Origin of the sequence: Pseudomonas svalbardensis (assembly GCF_030053115.1) — a bacterium.
Classification (GTDB): domain Bacteria; phylum Pseudomonadota; class Gammaproteobacteria; order Pseudomonadales; family Pseudomonadaceae; genus Aquipseudomonas; species Aquipseudomonas svalbardensis.
In genome coordinates, this window is sequence record NZ_CP125619.1 from 231397 (window position 1) to 249381 (window position 17985).

Here is a 17985-nt window from a genome sequence, read left to right on the forward strand (position 1 = left end):
AAGGCTGCTGCGCAGCCATTCGCGAAAGCGATATCACTGACACCCAATGACTTGAGCCAGACTCAGCGCTTGTTCAATCCCCGAGCCAAACGATCCCCACCCAACTGAATCGCCGCCACCAACACCACCAGCAACACAATCACCGTCAACATGATCTGGCTATCAAACCGCTGATACCCATACCGATAGGCGATGTCCCCCAGCCCACCCGCACCGATTGCCCCCGCCATGGCCGATGAGTTGATCATGGTCACCAGGGTGATGGTGAAACCGCCGACAATCCCCGGCAGCGACTCGGGCAACAACACATGCCAAACGATATGCCAGCGCCGGCAACCCATCGCCTGCGCCGCTTCGATCAACCCGTGATCAACCTCACGCAAACTGACTTCGGCAATGCGCGCAAAGAACGGTGTAGCGGCGATGGTCAGCGGCACCACGGCCGCCCAAACGCCGTACGTGGTGCCGACGATTAACCGCGTGAACGGAATCAGCGCCACCATCAAAATCAGAAACGGAATCGAGCGAAACAAGTTCACGAACGCACCCAACGCGCGGTTCAGCGCTGGCGCTTCATAGATGCCGCCCTTGGAGCTGGTGACCAGGATCACCGCCAGCGGAATGCCCGCCAGCAGCGAGATCAATGACGACACGCCGACCATCAAAAAGGTGTCGATGAAGCCTTGCAGCAAGCGATCAAACCACATAACCCAGCACCTCCACCTGTTGCGCCCAGTTGCCGGCGCGTTGACGCAATTCCTCTGCGCCGAGGGACGAACCGGTCACCGCCAGCAGCAATTGCCCGAGGGCATGGCCCTGAATCCGTTCCACGCCACCTTGCAGCAAACGCACGCGACCACCGAGGGCACTGAACAACGCGGCCAAGTCGGGCTCGTCGCTGGCGCTGCCGGTGAACTGCAAACGCAGCACAACAGCGGCGTCCGAGGACTGTGGATGTGCCTGCAAGCGGCTTTGCAGTTCTTCCGGCAAACCGTGTTGCAACGGCGCGAGCAAGGTTTTGCTGACCTCGTGCTGGGGGTTGCCAAAGACTTCCCAGACCGGCCCTTGTTCGACGATTCTCCCGTGTTCCAGCACGACGACTCGATCACAGATATCGCGAATCACCGCCATCTCGTGGGTGATCAGCACGATGGTCAGGCCCAGGCGCTGATTGATCTCGCGCAGCAGGCCGAGGATTGATTGCGTGGTTTCCGGGTCCAGTGCCGAAGTGGCTTCGTCGCACAGCAGAATCGCCGGGTCATGCACCAAGGCGCGGGCGATGCCGACGCGCTGTTTCTGCCCGCCGGAAAGCTGCGCCGGGTAGGCCTTGTGTTTCTCTTGCAGGCCCACCAGCTCGAGCAATTCGCGGACTTTCTGCTCGCGTTTTTCCTTGGGCACACCGGCGACTTTCAGCGGCAATTCGACGTTCTGCCAAACCGTCTTGGCCGACATCAGATTGAAGTGCTGGAAGATCATGCCGATGCGCCGACGCAGCGCCACCAGGCGGTCTTCATCGAACTCGCCGATGTCGACCTGATCGATCAACACGCGGCCCGTGCTCGGTTGTTCCAGGCGGTTGATGGTGCGAATCAGCGATGACTTGCCGGCGCCGCTGCGGCCGATGATGCCGAACACCTCGCCGCGCTGGATCGCCAGGTCGATGCCGTGCAGCGCGGCGACCGGACCTTGCTGACCGTTGTAGGTTTTGCCCAGGCCGATGAAGCGTACGTGAGCACGGTTCAGGTCTGGGTGCAGTTCGGTTTGTATAGCATGCTCTGGGGTATGGGGGGGCTTTGGAATGTCCAGTCGCCGTAGGGTAGAGGTCGTCATATTCAGCTTTCCCAGCCAGCTTGGTAGAGCTTGCCGTGGGCTTTATCCAGCGCGGCTCGAACGGCCGGCGAATGCTGGTAGATGTCGACGAACTTGATCAGGCGCGGGTCGGTTTTGCTTTTTGGCTGGATCACGAACTGGATCACGTATTCCTTGTGATCGAGGCCGTCGAACAGCAGGGCGGAGCCGGCATCGAAGGTCTTCGACAGGCGAATGTAGGCCGGGTAGCCCTGGACCAGATCGGCGTCGTCATAGGCGCGTACCAGTTGCACGGCTTCGACCTGAAGGATTTTGATCCTCTTCGGATTGGCGATGATGTCTTCTTCGGTGGCTTTGTAGCCGACACCCGGTTTGAGGGTGATCAGTCCGGCTTTGGCCAACAGTTGCAAACCACGACCGCTGTTGATCGGGTCGTTGGCGATCGCCACGCTGGCGCCTTCTGGCAGTTCATCGAAGCTTTTGTATTTCTTCGAGTAGAGGCCGACGTTGTTGATGATCCCCGGCGCGAACGGCACGAGGTCGAAACCGGCGGCGGCCTTGGCGTTTTCCAGGAACGGGACGTGCTGGAAGTAGTTCACGTCGATGTCGCCGGCGGCGAGGCTGACATTGGGCGCGATCCAGTCGCTGAACTCCACCAGGTCGACTTGCAGGCCTTGTTTCTTGGCTTCTTCGACGGCGGCTTCCAGGGGAATGGCGAACGCGGCGGTGGTGCCGACTTTCAGCGGCGCGTCGGCGGCGAAGGTGATGGAGCTGAAAAGGCCGAGGGCCAGGGCCAGTGCTTTGACTGGGTGGGTCAGGAGTTTCTTGGTCATGGTGGGGTTTCCAGTCAGTGCATGAATGTGTGGTGTTTGGGCGGGCCTCTTCGCGGGCAAGTCGGATCGCCGCACCGCTCGCTCCTACGGGGGAACTGTGATCGCACGGGCGATGTAAAACCTGTAGGAGCGAGGCTTGCCCGCGAAGCTTTTAGCGTCGGAACGCAGATCCGGTATGTTGCTCTGGCAAATGCGCTTCACCGTGAAACAGTTTTTCCCGCAGGCTGCCAGGGTCGTAAGCGGTCTTGTACGACCCTCTGCGTTGCAATTCCGGAATCACAAGCTCAATGAAATCCACATAGCTTTCCGGCGTGACAATTCGCGTCAGATTGAAGCCATCCAGCCCGGTTTCCGCGATCCACGATTCCAGCTCATCAGCCACTTGCTCAGGCGAACCGACCACCGTGATGTAGCGACCACCAAGCGCGTGTTGCTCGAGTAATTTGCGGCGGGTCCAGTCGTTGTTTTGCAGGTTCTTGGTGGCGGACTGGATCGCGTTGCTCTTCACGTACTGGATTGGTTCGTCGATTTCGTACTCGGAAAAATCGATCCCGGTGGAGGCCGAGAAATGCGCCACGCCGGCCTCGGCACTGGCGTAGCTCAAGTACTCGGCGTGCTTGGCCCAGGCCAGTTCTTCGGTGGCGCCGACAATCACGCTCAGCCCCATGAACACCTTGATGTCCTCAGGATTGCGCCCGGCCTCAACGGCACTGGCGCGCACCTTGTCCACTTGAATCTTGGTCGATGGTTTGTTCTGGCCGCTGATGAACACGCACTCGGCATGTCGCCCGGCGAACAGCAAACCACGATCCGAACTGCCGGCCTGGAACAGCACGGGTGTGCGCTGCGGCGACGGCTCGCAGAGGTGATAACCCTCGACCTGATAGAACTCGCCCTTGTGCTCGACCTTGTGCACTTTCTCGGGCTGCGCATAGATCCGCTGTTGCGGATCGTTAAGCACCGCGCCGTTTTCCCAGCTGCCTTCCCAGAGTTTGTAGAGCACTTGCAGGTATTCATCGGCCTGGTCGTAACGACGGTCGTGTTCCACCTGTTCACTCAAACCCATGGCCTTGGCGGCGCTGTCGAGGTAGCCGGTGACGATGTTCCAGCCGACCCGGCCGCGACTCAGATGGTCGAGCGTGGACATGCGTCGGGCGAACAGATACGGCGGTTCGTAAGTCAGGTTGGCGGTGAGACCGAAGCCAAGGTTTTTGGTGACCGCGGCCATGGCCGAGACCAACAGCAGCGGGTCATTGACCGGCAACTGGATCGACTCTTTGAGCGGTACGTCCACCGAGTTTTGGTAGACGTCGTACACGCCGACGATGTCAGCGATGAACAGGCCATCGAACAGTCCGCGCTCCAGCAATTGCGCCAGTTCGGTCCAGTATTCGATCGTTTTGTATTGGGTTGAAGTGTCCCGGGGATGCGTCCACAGACCATGGTTGATGTGCCCGATGCAGTTCATGTTGAACGCGTTGAGCAGGATCTTCTTTTTGGCATCGGCCATCAGATGGTCCCCCGCAGTGGCGGGTTTTCATCGTTGAGGTAGTAATTGCCGACCGCGTGATACTTCCAGCGCACAGGGTCGTGCAGCGTGTGTACCCGAGCGTTGCGCCAGTGACGGTCCAGACCCTGTTCGATCAGGGTTGCCTGGCTGCCGGCCAGTTCAAACAGCGTGCTGCCAGCGGCGAGGGAAATCTCGGTGCTGATGGCGCGGGCTTCGGCGACGGCAATCGACGCGGCGGCGACGGTCTCGGCGTTGGTCTTGGCCTGAGCCTTGTCGAGGAATTCGCCGGAGCGTTCCAGCAAGGCTTCGGTGGCGTGCAGACGAATGCTCAAGTGGCCGAAGCTCTTGATGGTCAGTGGGTCTTCGGTGGCTTTGTCGTTGCCGGAATCGATCCACGGCCGGGTCTTGGTGCGTACGAAATGCAGCGCATCTTCATAGGCGGCGCGGGCGATGCCGGTGTCGATAGCAGCATGAAGAATCTGCGCCAGCGGGCCGACGGTGGTCGGGCGCTCGAACGCGCTCTGAAACGGGATCACGTCTTCGGCGGCGACGTAGACGTCTTCAAACACCACCGAACCGCTGCCGGTGGTGCGCTGGCCGAAGCCGCTCCAGTCGTCGATCACCGTCAGACCCTTGGCGTTACGAGGGACGAAAGCGAGTTGCTGAACACCGTTTTCGTCCACGACCGACGTCGGAATGCGCTGAGCATAAATAGCGCCCGTGGCGTAAAACTTGCGGCCGTTGATGCGATAGCCGTCACCGCCGCGGGTCAGGCTGGTGACGCGGTCATGGGCGGTTTTGGTCCCCAGTTCCGCGAGGGCATTGCCGAAGCGTTGGCCGGCCAGCACTTCTGCGTACAGGCGTTTTTTCTGCTCTTCGCTGCCATTCACCCGCAACACTTCGAGCGCGTAGAAATGGTTCTGCGGAATCTGGCCGAGGGAACCGTCAGCCTGGGCGATCAGCGCGATCACCTTGGCCAAGGTGACGTTGGAAACCCCGGCGCCGCCATATTCTTTTGGCACGCTGATGCCCCAAAGACCCGAGCGGGAAAACACTTCCAGTTCCGGGTGTGGCAAACGGCGTTCGCGGTCGCGCAGGGCGCTGTCGCGTTTGAAATCTTCGGCCAGGTCACTGGCGACGATCAGGGCTTGCTCATCGCTGGTTATGACCGCGACGTGGTGAGAAAGAGTCATGTGTTTCTCCAGAGATCTGGTCAAAAGTGTTCTGGTCGTTAAATCCAGGAATGCCGAGCGGGCAAAGTGCCGTTCAGGTGATAGGTGCCGACTGCGTGATATTTCCAGCGCACCGGATCGTGCAGCGTGTGCACGCGGGCGTTGCGCCAATGGCGGTCGAGGTTGAATTCGGCGAGGGTCGCGCGGCTGCCGGCCAGTTCGAAAAGCTTTTCGCTGGCCAGCAGCGAGATCTCGGTGGTCAGCACTTTGGCTTCGGCCACGGCAATCGACGCGCGCGCGGCGGACTCGGCGGTGAGGGGCGCGGCGTTGACTTGATCGAGCACTTGCCCGGCTTTGCGCAGCAGCGCTTCGGCGGCGTGCAGTTCGATTTTCAGTTTGCCGATGTCGGCGATCACATAGAGGTCGTCGCTGGCCCGTTCGACCTTGGCGTCGATCCACGGCCGTGCACGGGTTTTCACGAAATCGATGGCGTCGTCGATGGCGCCCCGGGCGATGCCGGCGTCAATGGCTGCTTGAATCAGCTGCGACACGGCACCCTGAATGTTCGGGCTGTCATTGATCTTCCAGTTATCCACCACCAGCTCGGCGTCGACCTGCACGTTGTTGAGCAAAATGGTGCCGCTGGCGGTGGTGCGTTGGCCGAAGCCCGACCAGTCATCCACGATGCGCAGGCCCGGTGTACCGCGGCGGACGAAGGCCAGAACCTGCTTGCCATCGTCGTTCAGCGCCTTGACGGCGACCCAGTGGGCGAACAGGGCGCCGGTGGAATAGAACTTCTGCCCGTTGAGGACGAAGCCGTCGCCGTTGGCGGTGATTCGCGCCTTGAGTTCAAGGGTGTTTTTGGTACCGCGTTCAGGTCCCGCGTTACCGATTCGCCAGCCGTCAAGCACGCTTTTGAACAGCTGTTTTTTCTGCGATTCAGTGGCGCTGCCGAGCACCAGGTTGAGAATGCCGAACTGGTTTTGCGGGATCTGTCCCAATGCCGGGTCGGCAGCGGAAATGATCGCGAATACGTCGGCAACCGTGACGAACGAAACCTGCGGGCCACCGTACTCACGCGGGATGGCAATGCTGCCCAGGCCGCTGCGGGTGAACTGTTCGATTTCCGACCATGGCAGCTTGCGCTGCTGGTCGCGTTTGGCTGCTTGCAGGCGAGCGACTTGCGCCAGCTCATGGGCGGCCTTGATGGCTTGTGCGTCGTTGCGCAAGACCTGCGCGGGCAACAACAGGGGGGCGATATCCAGATCACTCTGGACGATTGCATCTGCCAGACTGGACATCAGTGCCGCTCCTTGGCTGCACGCAATGCCCTGGCGATCTGCACTGGGGTGATTGTGTTCCGGACCATACCTACCTCACATCTCATGGAAACGTCGCGAGGGTTGCGACGAACGAAAACAAGAATGTCCGGTGGTCCGGTACATATACCCTAAGCGTGTATAAAAAATTAATAAACTAACTTTTAGGAATAAGCATAGAAGGGGTCTCACAGATCCTTCTAGCAGCTGGCAAAGCCTGCGTTCGGCTGCGTAGCAGTCGTGAAATCAGGCGTCGCGGTCATTCAGGTTAATCGCGGACTCAGGATTTACGACTGCTGCGCAGCCGAACGCAGGCTTCGCCAGCTGCTACAGGGATCTCAGTGTTTGCGGGGTTCGGCGGCCATGAGTATCTCCTTTGGCCGGGCCTTCAAATAGGGATTGGCGCAACCGATCTTCAGCCTGCGCGGTGGTGCCCAGCGGGAGTTGTTGCCCACCCGGTCGAGGATGCAGTAAGTCACTTCCAGCCGCAGGTCTTCGCCGGCTTCGAGAATGATCGCCGGCGGCACCCAGACCTGGATCGGCTGGCCGACATCGCCGGCCTTGAGTCGTGGCAGATCCATGCGCACATCGCCCCAGCGCAGGGTGATTTCGTCGTCGGCGGCCATGTTCAGGTAAGGCTCGATGGTCAATGGAACGCCGCGCTTGATCTGGTTCGGATTGACTCCCTGACGGCGAATGGTCTCGGGGATATTCACGGGCTCCAGACTCTGGTTTTCATCGCCGCACAGCGCAGACGGTTGGCCGCCGGGGCAGTCGAGTTTGATCTGCACCCGTCTGGCGGCGGACAGGGTTGGCCCTTGCCCGATCTGCATGATCCGGTAGTGAACGCGCGAGGTGCCATTGGCGATGAAGCTCTCGGGCACACGCAGTTGCACCGGTTGGCCGACATCGTTGGCCGTCAGCACTCTGGAGGCCACGTAGCAGTTGTCCCAGAACAATTCGATCAGGTCGCCTTCGTCCATGCCGGAGTAGGGCGCCACATCGATCAGCAGGCGCGCCGCCGAGGTGATGTTGATGCAGGTCTTGTGAGATTGCGCCAGGGTCGGGGCCGCAAGCTCGGGTTTGTTCGAAGTGCTTGTCATGGGGGTTCTCCTTGAAGCCTTGCAGCGAAAGTCCGTTTCTGAAAGTTTGAAAGGCGTGAATTACCGAGCAACAAAGTTATTCGCTATTTGTGAGATTAAATAATGAATGAGTTTGAGGTTTAACGCCTGTTGGAGACTAGATAAGAGTGCGCTTGAATAGGTGTCAATAGAGTTTGCTAGTTAAGTGTTGGATCTAGTGTTATTCAGAAAAATCCTACGTGTTGAAGTTAATAAGCTGCACCGCTCTGTCGACTTTTACCTTGTTTTATGGGCTTTCAGCGCTCTGCTGACGGGGAAGGCCGGTTCGGTGAGGGCGCTGGGTTTGGCGGATTTTAGGCGAGGTTATTCTGTTGCAGGACATATATATGTACCGCACGCAGCAATAAAAAATTATCTATTGTTCGGGTGGATGAATAAGCGAAGAGAATATATCGAGAGGTTTTGTTAGTAGGGGTGGTTGTCACTTCCGTCCATGGAAATTGACAAGTAGTGAAGCGATATTTCAGTGGTGAGCGTTATTCAGGAACTTGCTGAGAAACTGCTTAGTCCGCTCTTCTTTCGGGTTGGCAAACAGCGCCTTGGCTTCGCCTTGTTCGACGATCACACCCTTGTCGAAAAACACCACGCGGTTCGCCACGTCCCGGGCAAAGCCCATTTCGTGGGTGACGATGACCATGGTGCGTCGCTCTTCGGCGAGGCTGCGGATGGTCGCCAGTACTTCACCCACCAGCTCCGGGTCGAGGGCTGAGGTAGGTTCGTCGAACAGAATCACTTCCGGCTCCATCGCCAGCGCGCGGGCAATCGCCACACGCTGTTGCTGACCACCGGAAAGGCGTCGCGGGTAAGCGTCTTCCTTGCCCGCCAGGCCAACCCTGGCCAAGAGCTTTTTACCCAAGGCAACGGCTTCGGCATGTGGGATTTTTTTCACCACGATCGGGCCTTCGATGACGTTTTCCAGGGCGGTGCGATGGGGGAACAGGTTGAAGCTCTGGAACACGAAACCTACGTGCTGGCGTAACCGTCGTACCAGGCTCTGCTGCTGGTTCAACGGGCGGCTGCCATCGATCTCGATGTCACCGACCTTGATCCGGCCGCTGGTGGGTTCTTCCAGGAAATTCAGGCAACGCAGGAACGTTGTTTTACCCGAGCCGCTAGGCCCGATGATCGCCACCACCTCGCCTTCCTTCACTTGCAGATCGATGCCGTTGAGCACCACTTGACCCTTGAACTGCTTTGTCAGTTTTTCCACGACAATCATTGGGTCAGGACTCCAGGTCGTGCCGATTGACCCGTGCTTCCAACTGGTTCTGCAGGTGCGAAAGCACCGTGGCCAGAATCCAGTAGATCAGCGCGGCGGCAAGGTACATGGTGAAAATTTCAAAGGTACGGGCGGTAATCAGCTGCGCCTGACGGAACAGTTCCGGCACCTGAATAGTGGCTGCCAGCGCGGTGTCCTTCACAAGCGAAATGAAGCTGTTGCCCAGCGGTGGCAGGGCCGTGCGCATCGCTTGCGGCAGGATGGCCCGACGCAGGGTCTGCGCACGGGTCATGCCGATACTCGCGGCGGCTTCCCACTGACCGCGCTCAATGGAGCTGATCGCGGCGCGGAGGATTTCGCAGGCATAGGCCGCCATGTTAAGCGAGAAGCCGATCAGGGCCGCCGGCAGCGGATCAAGTTCGATGCCCAATTGCGGCAAGCCGTAATAGATCACGAACAGTTGCACCAGCAACGGTGTGCCGCGAAAGAACGACACGTAGATGCGGGCGATCCAGCTCACCAGTTTGAAGCGCGACAGTCGCATCAATGCCAGGCCGAAGCCCATCACCAGGCCGAAGAACATCCCGCCCAAGCTCAAGATTACCGTGTAATACGCGCCCTTCAGCAGGAAGGGCGCGGAATCCAGCGCGAGTTGGAAAGCTTCTTCCATTATTTAGTGACGTCAGCGCTGAAGTATTTTTCCGAAAGCTTTTTCAGCGTACCGTCGGCACGCAGCTTGTCGATGGCCTTGTTCACTGCTGCCAGCAACTCAGGCTCGCCTTTGCGCAGGGCGATGCCAGCTTCCTGGCGGGAGAACGCTTCGCCGGCGGCGGCAGTGTCCTTGGCCTTCTTGGCGTATTCCAGCGCGGCGAGGCGGTCGATCAGAATGGCGTCGATGCGGCCGACGCGCAGATCCTGGAACTTGGTCGGATCATCGTCATAGGTCTTGATGATGGCTTTTGGCTGATTGTCCTTGAGCCACTGCTCGTAGTTGGTGCCCAGGCCTACACCGACTTTTTTGCCGGCCAGATCGGCGGCAGTCTTGATGTTCAGCTCCGCAGCCTTCTTGGTTAGCACCAGCGCCTGAATCCCGGAAACGGTGTACGGCTCGGAGAAGTCATACTTCTTCTTGCGCTCTTCGGAGATGGTTACCTGGTTGATCACGGCGTCCAGACGTTTGGATTCCAGGGCTGCGAGGATGCCGTCCCATTTGGTTGGTTGCAGTTTGACCTTCACGCCCAGCTCTTTGGCCAGGGCTTCGGAGAACTCGACTTCGAAGCCGGCCAGCTTGCCGTCGGCGTCGACGAAACTGAACGGTGGATAAGTGCCTTCCAGACCGACGTTGATAACGCCAGCGTCTTTGATTTTTTGCAGCTGCTCACCGGCAACTGCTTGCCCCAACAGACCGGCGCTCAGCGCCAGGCCCAACGAACCAACCAGCAGGTTTCGACGTAGTGCAGAAAAATTCATGACAAGCCCCTGTGTTTTCTTATGGAAGACGCTTTAGGAATGTTGGCAAATTCGGGAATTGAACGACTGCGATATCCTGCCCTAAAGCATCGTATGCGTCTCGCTGCAAATTCGCCTGCGGCGCGACTATATGACGAGGCTTTTAGATAGGAAAATAATAAATATTAAGTTTGTTATTCTTTAATCGAATATTGATCGTTCCCACGCAGGCGTGGGAACGATGATCAGCCTGGTCGTTAAAGAAAGTCTTTGTAGGCAAACAACGCCGGTGCCCCACCGGTGTGCAAGAAGATGATCGGGCCGTCATTGAAGCGCTGGCGGCCGATGCCATCGAGCAAACCCGCCATGGCCTTGCCGGTATAGACCGGATCGAGCAACAGCCCTTCCTGACTCGCCACCAGCTTCACCGCCGACAGTGTCCCGGCATTCGGCTCGCCATAGCGCGGGCCGAAATACTCGTCCCACAACTCGACCTTGAAACTCGCTGGCAGGCTCACGCCCAGCAGCTCTGCAGTGCGCTCGGCGAGGCCCTGGACTTTCGGGCGCTGATCTTCATCGCTACGGGAAACCGTGACACCAATCACTGGCAAATCCGGCAGTACTTCACTTAACGCCAGCGCCAGACCGCTGTGGGTCCCGGCACTGCCCGAGGCCAGAACCACGGCGGCAAATGTCAGCCCGGTGTCCTTGATCTGCTCAGCCAGTTCCAGCCCGGCACGCACATAACCCAAAGCACCCAGCGCATTGGAACCACCAATCGGCACCAAGTACGGCTTCTTGCCGTTGTTGCATAGACGGTCGGCCAGAGCCTGCAATTGCTCGTCGGCATTGTCGAGGTTCTCCACCAACTCAACCTTGGCATCGAACAGGTCAAGCAACAGTCGATTGCCGTTACCGACATAGTTAGCGTCGTCGGTGCCGAGAGGGTTTTCCAGCAACGCAACGCAGCTCAGACCAAGCTTGGCCGCAATGGCGGCAGTCTGGCGCACGTGGTTGGACTGAAGCGCGCCAGCGGTGATCAAGGTGTCGGCGCCTTGTGCCAGTGCATCGGCCGCCAGGTATTCGAGTTTGCGCAGCTTGTTGCCGCCCATCGCCAGCGGCGTCAGGTCATCACGCTTGACGTACACATCGCGGCCCAACCAGGCCGACAGGCGTTCGAGTTTTTCCAGGGCGGTAGGATGACCGAGCAGGTCGAGGCGGTTAAAGCGGGCAAGCTGTTGTTTGATCATGGGGTCCGTACTGGCGGAGGGAGATGACAGGACTATAGGCACGCCTATTTAGCGGGGCAACTGCCAATCGCCTTATGCCCAAAAGTGCTGAGCACAGCACAATCGGTTCTTAATTCGGCTTCCAGACCATGCCGTAAAGTAATCGCGGTTAACGCGGCCAGACAGTCCGGCCGCCCGTGAGGAGTTTTTACCGTGAGCGAGCGTTCCAGTCATTGGCAACTGCAGACCATTGTCAGCCAACTGCGCACGGCGCGTGATCAGTGGCGCGTACAAAATGGTCGCGCCAGCACCGAACAGGGCGGTCGCGAGTTGCCTTCCCGAGCGGCCATGGCAGAGATTCTCGAAGCCCTCTGTGGCGCGTTGTTCCCGATGCGCCTCGGCCCGGTGGATTTGCGCGAGGAGAGTGAAGACTTCTACGTCGGCCACACGCTGGACGTTGCGTTGAACGCGTTGCTGGCTCAGGCGCGATTCGAATTGCGCTACGCCGCTCGCCACAGTGCCCAGGCCGACACTGAAGTCGAGGCCAAAACGATTCAGATCATTCAGGACTTCGCCCTCGCATTGCCGGGGCTGCGCAGTCTGCTCGACACCGACGTGCTGGCGGCCTATCACGGCGATCCAGCGGCTCGCAGTGTCGATGAAGTGTTGCTGTGCTATCCAGGGATTCTGGCGGTGATTCACCATCGTCTGGCCCATCATTTGTACAGGTCCGGTTTGCCGCTGCTGGCACGGATCAGCGCGGAGATCGCCCACTCGGCCACTGGCATCGACATTCACCCTGGCGCGCAGATTGGTCGCAGCTTCTTCATCGATCACGGGACGGGTGTGGTGATCGGCGAGACCGCCATCATCGGCGAGCGTGTGCGGATTTATCAGGCCGTGACGTTGGGCGCCAAGCGCTTCCCGGCGGATGAAGACGGTCAATTGCAGAAGGGGCAGCCGCGACATCCGATTGTCGAGGATGACGTAGTGATCTACGCCGGTGCGACGATTCTGGGGCGGATCACCATCGGCGAGGGGTCGACCATTGGCGGTAATGTCTGGCTGACCCGCAGCGTGCCGGCGGGGAGCAACCTGACTCAAGCGAATCTGCAGCATGATGACGGGACGCAGAAGTAGGGCGGTAGAATCGTTGTCTGATTTGAGATCCACCCCTCACCCCAGCCCTCTCCCCAGTGGGGAGAGGGGGAAAGGGGGTCGATCTCCATGCTTTTCAAATCCTGAGTTCGACTCGGGATTTCAGGTCGCAGAATGTCTACTAAGCACCTCGGTCAGTCCCCTCGCCCCTTTGGGAGAGGGTAAGGGTGAGGGGTGGATCTCAGATCTGTACAGAGATAATGGCATTTCGCCAATTTCCACTGAACGAATCCCCCAAACCCCACGTCATACCCTTCCTTGAGCTAGCGTACGAATAGTGCCGCCGAGCCTTGCGATTAGTCCTTAGCACCCTATTCATGTTTAACTTGAACGCTCATTCAAGTTAACCGCCGGTTTGCTGCCCGCTCACAACAGGAGGCTTGCCTTTGCCGAGTCCGTTATTGATTGCCCTGTTTCACCCCCTCGAGGTGCACCTTTCATGAGTGCATCGCCCACCCCCGCTAGCGGTCAGGTCCGCATGAATCCGCCGGTGTTCTACTTTGCCGCGGGTTTCATTCTGTTGTTCGGCATTGTGGTTATTGCCTTGCCTGAACAGGCCGGTGCCTGGCTGCTGGAAGCGCAAAACTGGGCGGCCAACACGGTCGGCTGGTATTACATGCTCGCGATGACCCTGTATCTGGTCTTCGTGGTGGTCACCGCCTTGTCTGGCTACGGCAAGATCAAGCTCGGTGCCGACCACGACGAACCCGAATTCAGTTACCTGTCCTGGGCCGGCATGCTGTTCGCTGCCGGGATCAGCATCACGCTGTTTTTCTTTTGCGTATCCGAACCGCTGACCCATTTGGCGCAACCTCCGCAAGGCGAAGCGGGCACGGCGGATGCGGCGCGTCAGGCGATGCAGATTCTGTTTCTGCACTGGGGCCTGCACGGCTGGGGCGTGTTCGCCTTTGTCGGCATGGCGCTGGCCTACTTCGCTTATCGGCATAACCTGCCGCTAGCCCTGCGTTCGGCGCTCTATCCGCTGATTGGCAAGCGCATCAATGGCCCGATCGGCTACGCAGTGGACGGCTTCGGCATCATCGCCACGGTGTTCGGCCTCGGCGCCGACATGGGCTTTGGCGTGTTGCACCTCAATTCGGGACTCGATTACCTGTTCGGCATCGCTCACACCCAGTGGGTTCAGGTCGGTCTGATCACGTTGATGATGGGTGCGGCGATCATCGTTGCAGTGTCCGGCGTCGATAAAGGCGTGCGGGTGATGTCCGACATCAACATGCTGCTGGCCTGCGCGCTACTGCTGTTCGTGTTGTTCGCCGGCCCCACTCAGCATTTGCTCAACACCTTGATCCAGAACATCGGCGATTACCTCGGCGCGTTGCCGATGAAGAGTTTCGACCTGTACGCTTACGACAAACCCAGTGACTGGCTGGGCGGTTGGACGGTCTTTTATTGGGCCTGGTGGATTGCATGGTCGCCGTTCGTGGGCCTGTTCATCGCGCGGATTTCCCGTGGCCGGACCATTCGCGAATTCGTCTTTGGCGTGCTGCTGATTCCGCTCGGCTTCACCCTCGCGTGGATGTCGATCTTCGGTAATAGCGCCATCGATCAAGTCCTCAACCACGGCATGAGCGCCCTCGGTATGTCGGCCATCGACAACCCGTCGATGACCCTCTACCTGCTGCTGGAAACCTACCCGTGGAGCAAAACCGTCATCGCGGTCACGGTGTTCATCAGCTTCGTGTTCTTCGTGACGTCTGCCGACTCGGGCACCGTGGTGCTGTCGACGCTGTCCGCCAAGGGCGGTAATCCCGATGAAGACGGGCCGAAATGGCTGCGAGTGTTCTGGGGCGCAATGACCGCGCTGGTGACCAGTGCGCTGCTGTTCTCCGGCAGCATTGATGCATTGAAGTCGGCGGTGGTACTGACCTCGTTGCCGTTCTCGATGATCTTGCTGCTGATGATGTGGGGGCTGCACAAAGCGTTCTACCTGGAGTCGCAGAAGCAGATCGCGCAGATGCATTCCCTGGCACCGGTATCCGGATCGAGACGTGGCGGCTGGCGTCAACGCTTGACTCAGGCCGTGCATTTCCCATCTCGCGATGAGGTTTACCGCTTCCTCGATACGACGGTGCGCCCGGCGATTGAAGACGTCTCGGCGGTGTTCGTCGAGAAGGGTTTGAACGTGGTCACTCAGCCGGACCCGGCCAACGACAACGTCAGCCTGGAAATCGGTCACGGCGAGGAGCATCCGTTTATCTATCAGGTGCAGATGCGTGGCTACTTCACGCCGTCCTTTGCCCGTGGCGGCATGGGTTCCAAGGAACTCAACAACCGTCGTTATTACCGGGCTGAAGTGCACTTGAGCGAGGGCAGTCAGGACTACGATCTGGTGGGTTACACCAAGGAGCAGATCATCAACGACATCCTTGATCAGTACGAGCGGCACATGCAGTTTTTGCATTTGGTGCGTTGATCGAACACTCACGTCTCGGTGGTCAACACCATGAACAACACCAGCGCCGCCACCGGTACACCGAACACGGCGCTGCCGACCACCAGTTCCGTGCTGAACGGCTGGCCGGCATTGACCATGCCGACCGCGCCGTTGATCAGCGTCAGCGCCAGCCACAGCACGACAAAGCTGAAGGCCAGGACTTGGCGACTAAAGCCGATTTTCTCGCCGATGAACAGCATCAGCGCCAGGAGGATCAGGCCGAAGGTGATGATGATCGTGGTGTGCATGATGTGTTCCGCCCTTCGAATGTGTGTTGTTTTTGGGGCCGCCTTCGCGAGCAGGCTCGCTCCCACAAGATCGTCGCAATCCTGTGGGCGCGAGCCTGCTCGCGATAGGGGCGCTGCGGTGTCAAGTGAGCATAGTTAAACTAGCCCGCCGCTGACGCGCAGGATTTGCCCGTTGACCCAACCCGAATCCGGCCCGACCAGGAACGACACAACGCGGGCGATGTCTTCTGGCTGAGCCAGGCGTTCCAGCGGGGCCATCTTGAACGTGCCGCGAGCATGAATGTTGAAGTTCTGATCGAACAGCTCATCCGTGTGTTGCGCCAGCGGCAGGACTTTGAGGATGCCGGCGTTGTTCACCAGCACATCGACTTTGCCCAGTTGCGTTTCGGTCTCGTCGAACATCCGGCGTACGTCGTCGGCGTTCGCTACATCTGCCTTGATCGCACAGTAGCCGCTGGTCTATAGGGAAATCAGGCCTCTGCACGATAGGCTAATATTTATCAGAGTGTGTATGGTGTGTATTGGCATGAAGCTTCGTCGCGTAGTGTACGCAGCAGGTGCTGCCCACAAGGACGAAGGTGATGCGAAGTCGGGAAATGATCAGGATGATCGAGGAGGATGGTTGGTATCTGGTGGCCGTGAAAGGCAGCCATCATCAGTACAAGCATCCGTGCAAGCCAGGGAGGGTGACGATAAAGCACCCGGACTCGGATCTTCCAAAAGGAACGATCAACAGCATATTGAAACAGGCGGGTCTGAAATGAGCCCCGACACCGGATACGAAAGCCCCGAGCGGGCCACATCACAGGAAGGACTTAGCGAAATGAAATTCCCGGTCGTTCTGCACAAGGATGCCGACTCAGAATACGGAGTAATTATCCCGGACGTGCCGGGTTGTTTCTCCGCAGGCGGTACTGTGGCGCAGGCATTTGAAAACGTGAAGGAAGCGCTGTCGTTGCACTACGAAGGCTTGGTGGCCGATGGCGATCCACTGCCGCAGGTGCATGAGATCGACGCTCATCTTGATAACCCTGATTACGCCGGCGGCGTGTGGGGTGTGGTCGAATTCGATATCACGCCTTACTTCGGAAAGTCGGTGCGCTTCAATGCCACACTGCCTGAGCAGTTGCTTGAGCGTATTGATCAAACAGTCAGGCGGGATCAGCGGTACAGCTCAAGGTCTGGCTTTTTGGCTGCCGCTGCCCTGCGTGAGTTGTCGGCGTAAATGTTGATCGCTCCTACGCAGAGTGGAACGATCAACTGGCAGCAAAGATGAAGTATATGAAACGTTTCAGCATTTTATCGAGTCCGAGGTTCATCGGCGTTTGTCTGGGCGTATGCTGGGCAACTTGCGAAGCAGTCGATACCAACTTCAAGACAGACAAGAGAGGATTCGATGACCTACACCGCTGCCGAAAACCGCTACGACTCCATCCCTTACCGCCGCGTGGGTCGCAGCGGTCTGGTGCTGCCGGCGCTGTCCTTGGGCCTGTGGCACAACTTCGGCGACAGCACGCCGATCGATACCCAGCGTTCGTTGCTGCGTACCGCGTTCGATCTTGGTATCAACCATTTCGACCTGGCCAACAACTACGGCCCCCCGTATGGCAGCGCCGAGATCAATTTCGGTCGTTTGCTGCGTGAAGACTTCAAGCAGTATCGCGACGAGCTAATTATCTCGAGCAAGGCCGGTTGGGACATGTGGGCCGGCCCTTATGGTCAGGGCGGCGGTTCACGTAAATACGTGCTGGCCAGCCTCGACCAGAGCCTGCAGCGCCTGGGCCTGGACTACGTGGACATCTTCTATTCCCACCGCTTCGACCCGGACACGCCGCTGGAAGAAACCGCCAGCGCACTGGCCACCGCCGTGCAACAGGGCAAGGCGTTGTACATCGGTATCTCCTCGTACTCGGGCGTTAAAACCCGTGAAATGGCCGCGCTGCTGAAAGAGTGGAAAGTCCCGTTGCTGATTCACCAACCGGCTTACAACCTGCTCAATCGTTGGGTGGAAAAAGACCTGTTGGATACCACGGACGAACTCGGTACGGGCGTGATTGCGTTTACGCCATTGGCCCAGGGGTTGTTGACCGACAAGTACCTCAATGGTGTGCCGGCGGACGCGCGGGTCAATCGTCCGGGCGGTGGTTCGTTGCAGACATCGCACCTGTCCGAAGCCAACATCGCTCATGTGCGTGCGCTAAATGAGATCGCCAAGCGTCGCGGTCAGAGCCTGGCGCAGCTGGCACTGGCGTGGACGTTACGCGATCCGCGCGTGACGTCGGCGCTGATCGGTGCGAGCCGGCCGGAGCAGATTATCGAGAACGTCGGTGCGTTGAAGAATCTGAGCTTTAGTGCGGAGGAATTGGCGGAAATTGACCGGTTTGCCCAAGAGGGCGGGGTCAATCTTTGGGAGAAGCCTTCGACGGCTGAATGACCTCTAAC

The 17985-nt window shown here is 58.8% G+C and carries 17 protein-coding genes and 1 pseudogene; 5 read left to right on the top strand and 13 right to left on the bottom strand.

Annotated features, from left to right (window positions below):
* Positions 1 to 62 precede the first annotated feature (62 nt).
* The 11 genes from QFX16_RS01040 to QFX16_RS01090 all read right to left on the bottom strand — a co-directional run bounded on the left by QFX16_RS01040 (position 63) and on the right by QFX16_RS01090 (position 11703).
* A complete protein-coding gene (locus tag QFX16_RS01040) occupies positions 63 to 707 on the bottom strand; it encodes a methionine ABC transporter permease (protein WP_283182484.1) in 645 nt (214 codons plus the stop codon).
* On the bottom strand, positions 697 to 1830 hold the full coding sequence (locus tag QFX16_RS01045) for a methionine ABC transporter ATP-binding protein (RefSeq protein WP_283182485.1): 1134 nt from the start codon (positions 1828 to 1830) through the stop codon (positions 697 to 699). The genes QFX16_RS01040 and QFX16_RS01045 overlap by 11 nt, the downstream gene beginning before the upstream one ends.
* Before the next feature lie 2 nt (positions 1831 to 1832).
* The gene (locus QFX16_RS01050; protein ID WP_283182486.1) at positions 1833 to 2642 is read right to left on the bottom strand and encodes a MetQ/NlpA family ABC transporter substrate-binding protein; all 810 of its coding nucleotides are present in this window, start codon (positions 2640 to 2642) and stop codon (positions 1833 to 1835) included.
* A 151-nt stretch (positions 2643 to 2793) separates the two neighbouring features.
* Complete coding sequence (locus QFX16_RS01055; RefSeq protein ID WP_283182487.1) at positions 2794 to 4152, bottom strand: LLM class flavin-dependent oxidoreductase; 1359 nt, start codon at positions 4150 to 4152, stop codon at positions 2794 to 2796.
* Entirely contained in the window at positions 4152 to 5345 is a 1194-nt protein-coding gene (locus QFX16_RS01060) for an SfnB family sulfur acquisition oxidoreductase (RefSeq protein WP_283182488.1), read from the bottom strand. The genes QFX16_RS01055 and QFX16_RS01060 overlap by 1 nt, the downstream gene beginning before the upstream one ends.
* Positions 5346 to 5383: 38 nt before the next feature.
* On the bottom strand, positions 5384 to 6625 hold the full coding sequence (locus tag QFX16_RS01065; protein ID WP_283182489.1) for an SfnB family sulfur acquisition oxidoreductase: 1242 nt from the start codon (positions 6623 to 6625) through the stop codon (positions 5384 to 5386).
* Between the two features lie 356 nt (positions 6626 to 6981).
* The gene (locus QFX16_RS01070; RefSeq protein ID WP_283182490.1) at positions 6982 to 7746 is read right to left on the bottom strand and encodes a hypothetical protein; all 765 of its coding nucleotides are present in this window, start codon (positions 7744 to 7746) and stop codon (positions 6982 to 6984) included.
* Positions 7747 to 8248: 502 nt separating this feature from the next.
* On the bottom strand, positions 8249 to 9004 hold the full coding sequence (tcyN, locus tag QFX16_RS01075; RefSeq protein WP_283182491.1) for an L-cystine ABC transporter ATP-binding protein TcyN: 756 nt from the start codon (positions 9002 to 9004) through the stop codon (positions 8249 to 8251).
* A 4-nt stretch (positions 9005 to 9008) separates the two neighbouring features.
* Positions 9009 to 9674: a cystine ABC transporter permease gene (tcyL, locus tag QFX16_RS01080; RefSeq protein ID WP_033058489.1), complete on the bottom strand. Its 666-nt coding sequence runs from the start codon at positions 9672 to 9674 to the stop codon at positions 9009 to 9011.
* The gene (gene tcyJ / locus QFX16_RS01085; RefSeq protein WP_283182492.1) at positions 9674 to 10474 is read right to left on the bottom strand and encodes a cystine ABC transporter substrate-binding protein; all 801 of its coding nucleotides are present in this window, start codon (positions 10472 to 10474) and stop codon (positions 9674 to 9676) included. The genes tcyL and tcyJ overlap by 1 nt, the downstream gene beginning before the upstream one ends.
* A 236-nt stretch (positions 10475 to 10710) precedes the next feature.
* On the bottom strand, positions 10711 to 11703 hold the full coding sequence (locus tag QFX16_RS01090) for a D-cysteine desulfhydrase (protein WP_283182493.1): 993 nt from the start codon (positions 11701 to 11703) through the stop codon (positions 10711 to 10713).
* A 192-nt stretch (positions 11704 to 11895) separates the two neighbouring features.
* On the opposite strand from QFX16_RS01090, the gene epsC reads away from it, so the two are divergent.
* The gene (epsC, locus tag QFX16_RS01095) at positions 11896 to 12822 is read left to right on the top strand and encodes a serine O-acetyltransferase EpsC (protein WP_283182494.1); all 927 of its coding nucleotides are present in this window, start codon (positions 11896 to 11898) and stop codon (positions 12820 to 12822) included.
* Between the two features lie 496 nt (positions 12823 to 13318).
* Positions 13319 to 15274, top strand: coding sequence for a choline transporter BetT (betT, locus tag QFX16_RS01100; RefSeq protein WP_283184499.1), 1956 nt, complete (start codon positions 13319 to 13321; stop codon positions 15272 to 15274).
* Between the two features lie 8 nt (positions 15275 to 15282).
* Here betT and QFX16_RS01105 read toward each other — a convergent pair whose 3' ends face one another.
* Together QFX16_RS01105 and QFX16_RS01110 are read right to left on the bottom strand one after the other, a co-directional pair.
* Entirely contained in the window at positions 15283 to 15543 is a 261-nt protein-coding gene (locus QFX16_RS01105; protein WP_095127627.1) for a hypothetical protein, read from the bottom strand.
* 135 nt (positions 15544 to 15678) lie between these two features.
* Positions 15679 to 15987 (bottom strand): annotated as a pseudogene (locus QFX16_RS01110) (SDR family oxidoreductase); the annotation flags it as partial.
* 137 nt (positions 15988 to 16124) lie between these two features.
* Between QFX16_RS01110 and QFX16_RS01115 the strand changes: the two are divergent.
* From QFX16_RS01115 to mgrA, 3 genes are all read left to right on the top strand, one after another.
* Positions 16125 to 16307: a type II toxin-antitoxin system HicA family toxin gene (locus QFX16_RS01115; RefSeq protein ID WP_046045491.1), complete on the top strand. Its 183-nt coding sequence runs from the start codon at positions 16125 to 16127 to the stop codon at positions 16305 to 16307.
* Positions 16304 to 16768: a type II toxin-antitoxin system HicB family antitoxin gene (locus QFX16_RS01120; protein WP_283182495.1), complete on the top strand. Its 465-nt coding sequence runs from the start codon at positions 16304 to 16306 to the stop codon at positions 16766 to 16768. The genes QFX16_RS01115 and QFX16_RS01120 overlap by 4 nt, the downstream gene beginning before the upstream one ends.
* Before the next feature lie 171 nt (positions 16769 to 16939).
* Positions 16940 to 17977, top strand: coding sequence for an L-glyceraldehyde 3-phosphate reductase (mgrA, locus tag QFX16_RS01125; RefSeq protein WP_283182496.1), 1038 nt, complete (start codon positions 16940 to 16942; stop codon positions 17975 to 17977).
* Positions 17978 to 17985: the final 8 nt, after the last annotated feature.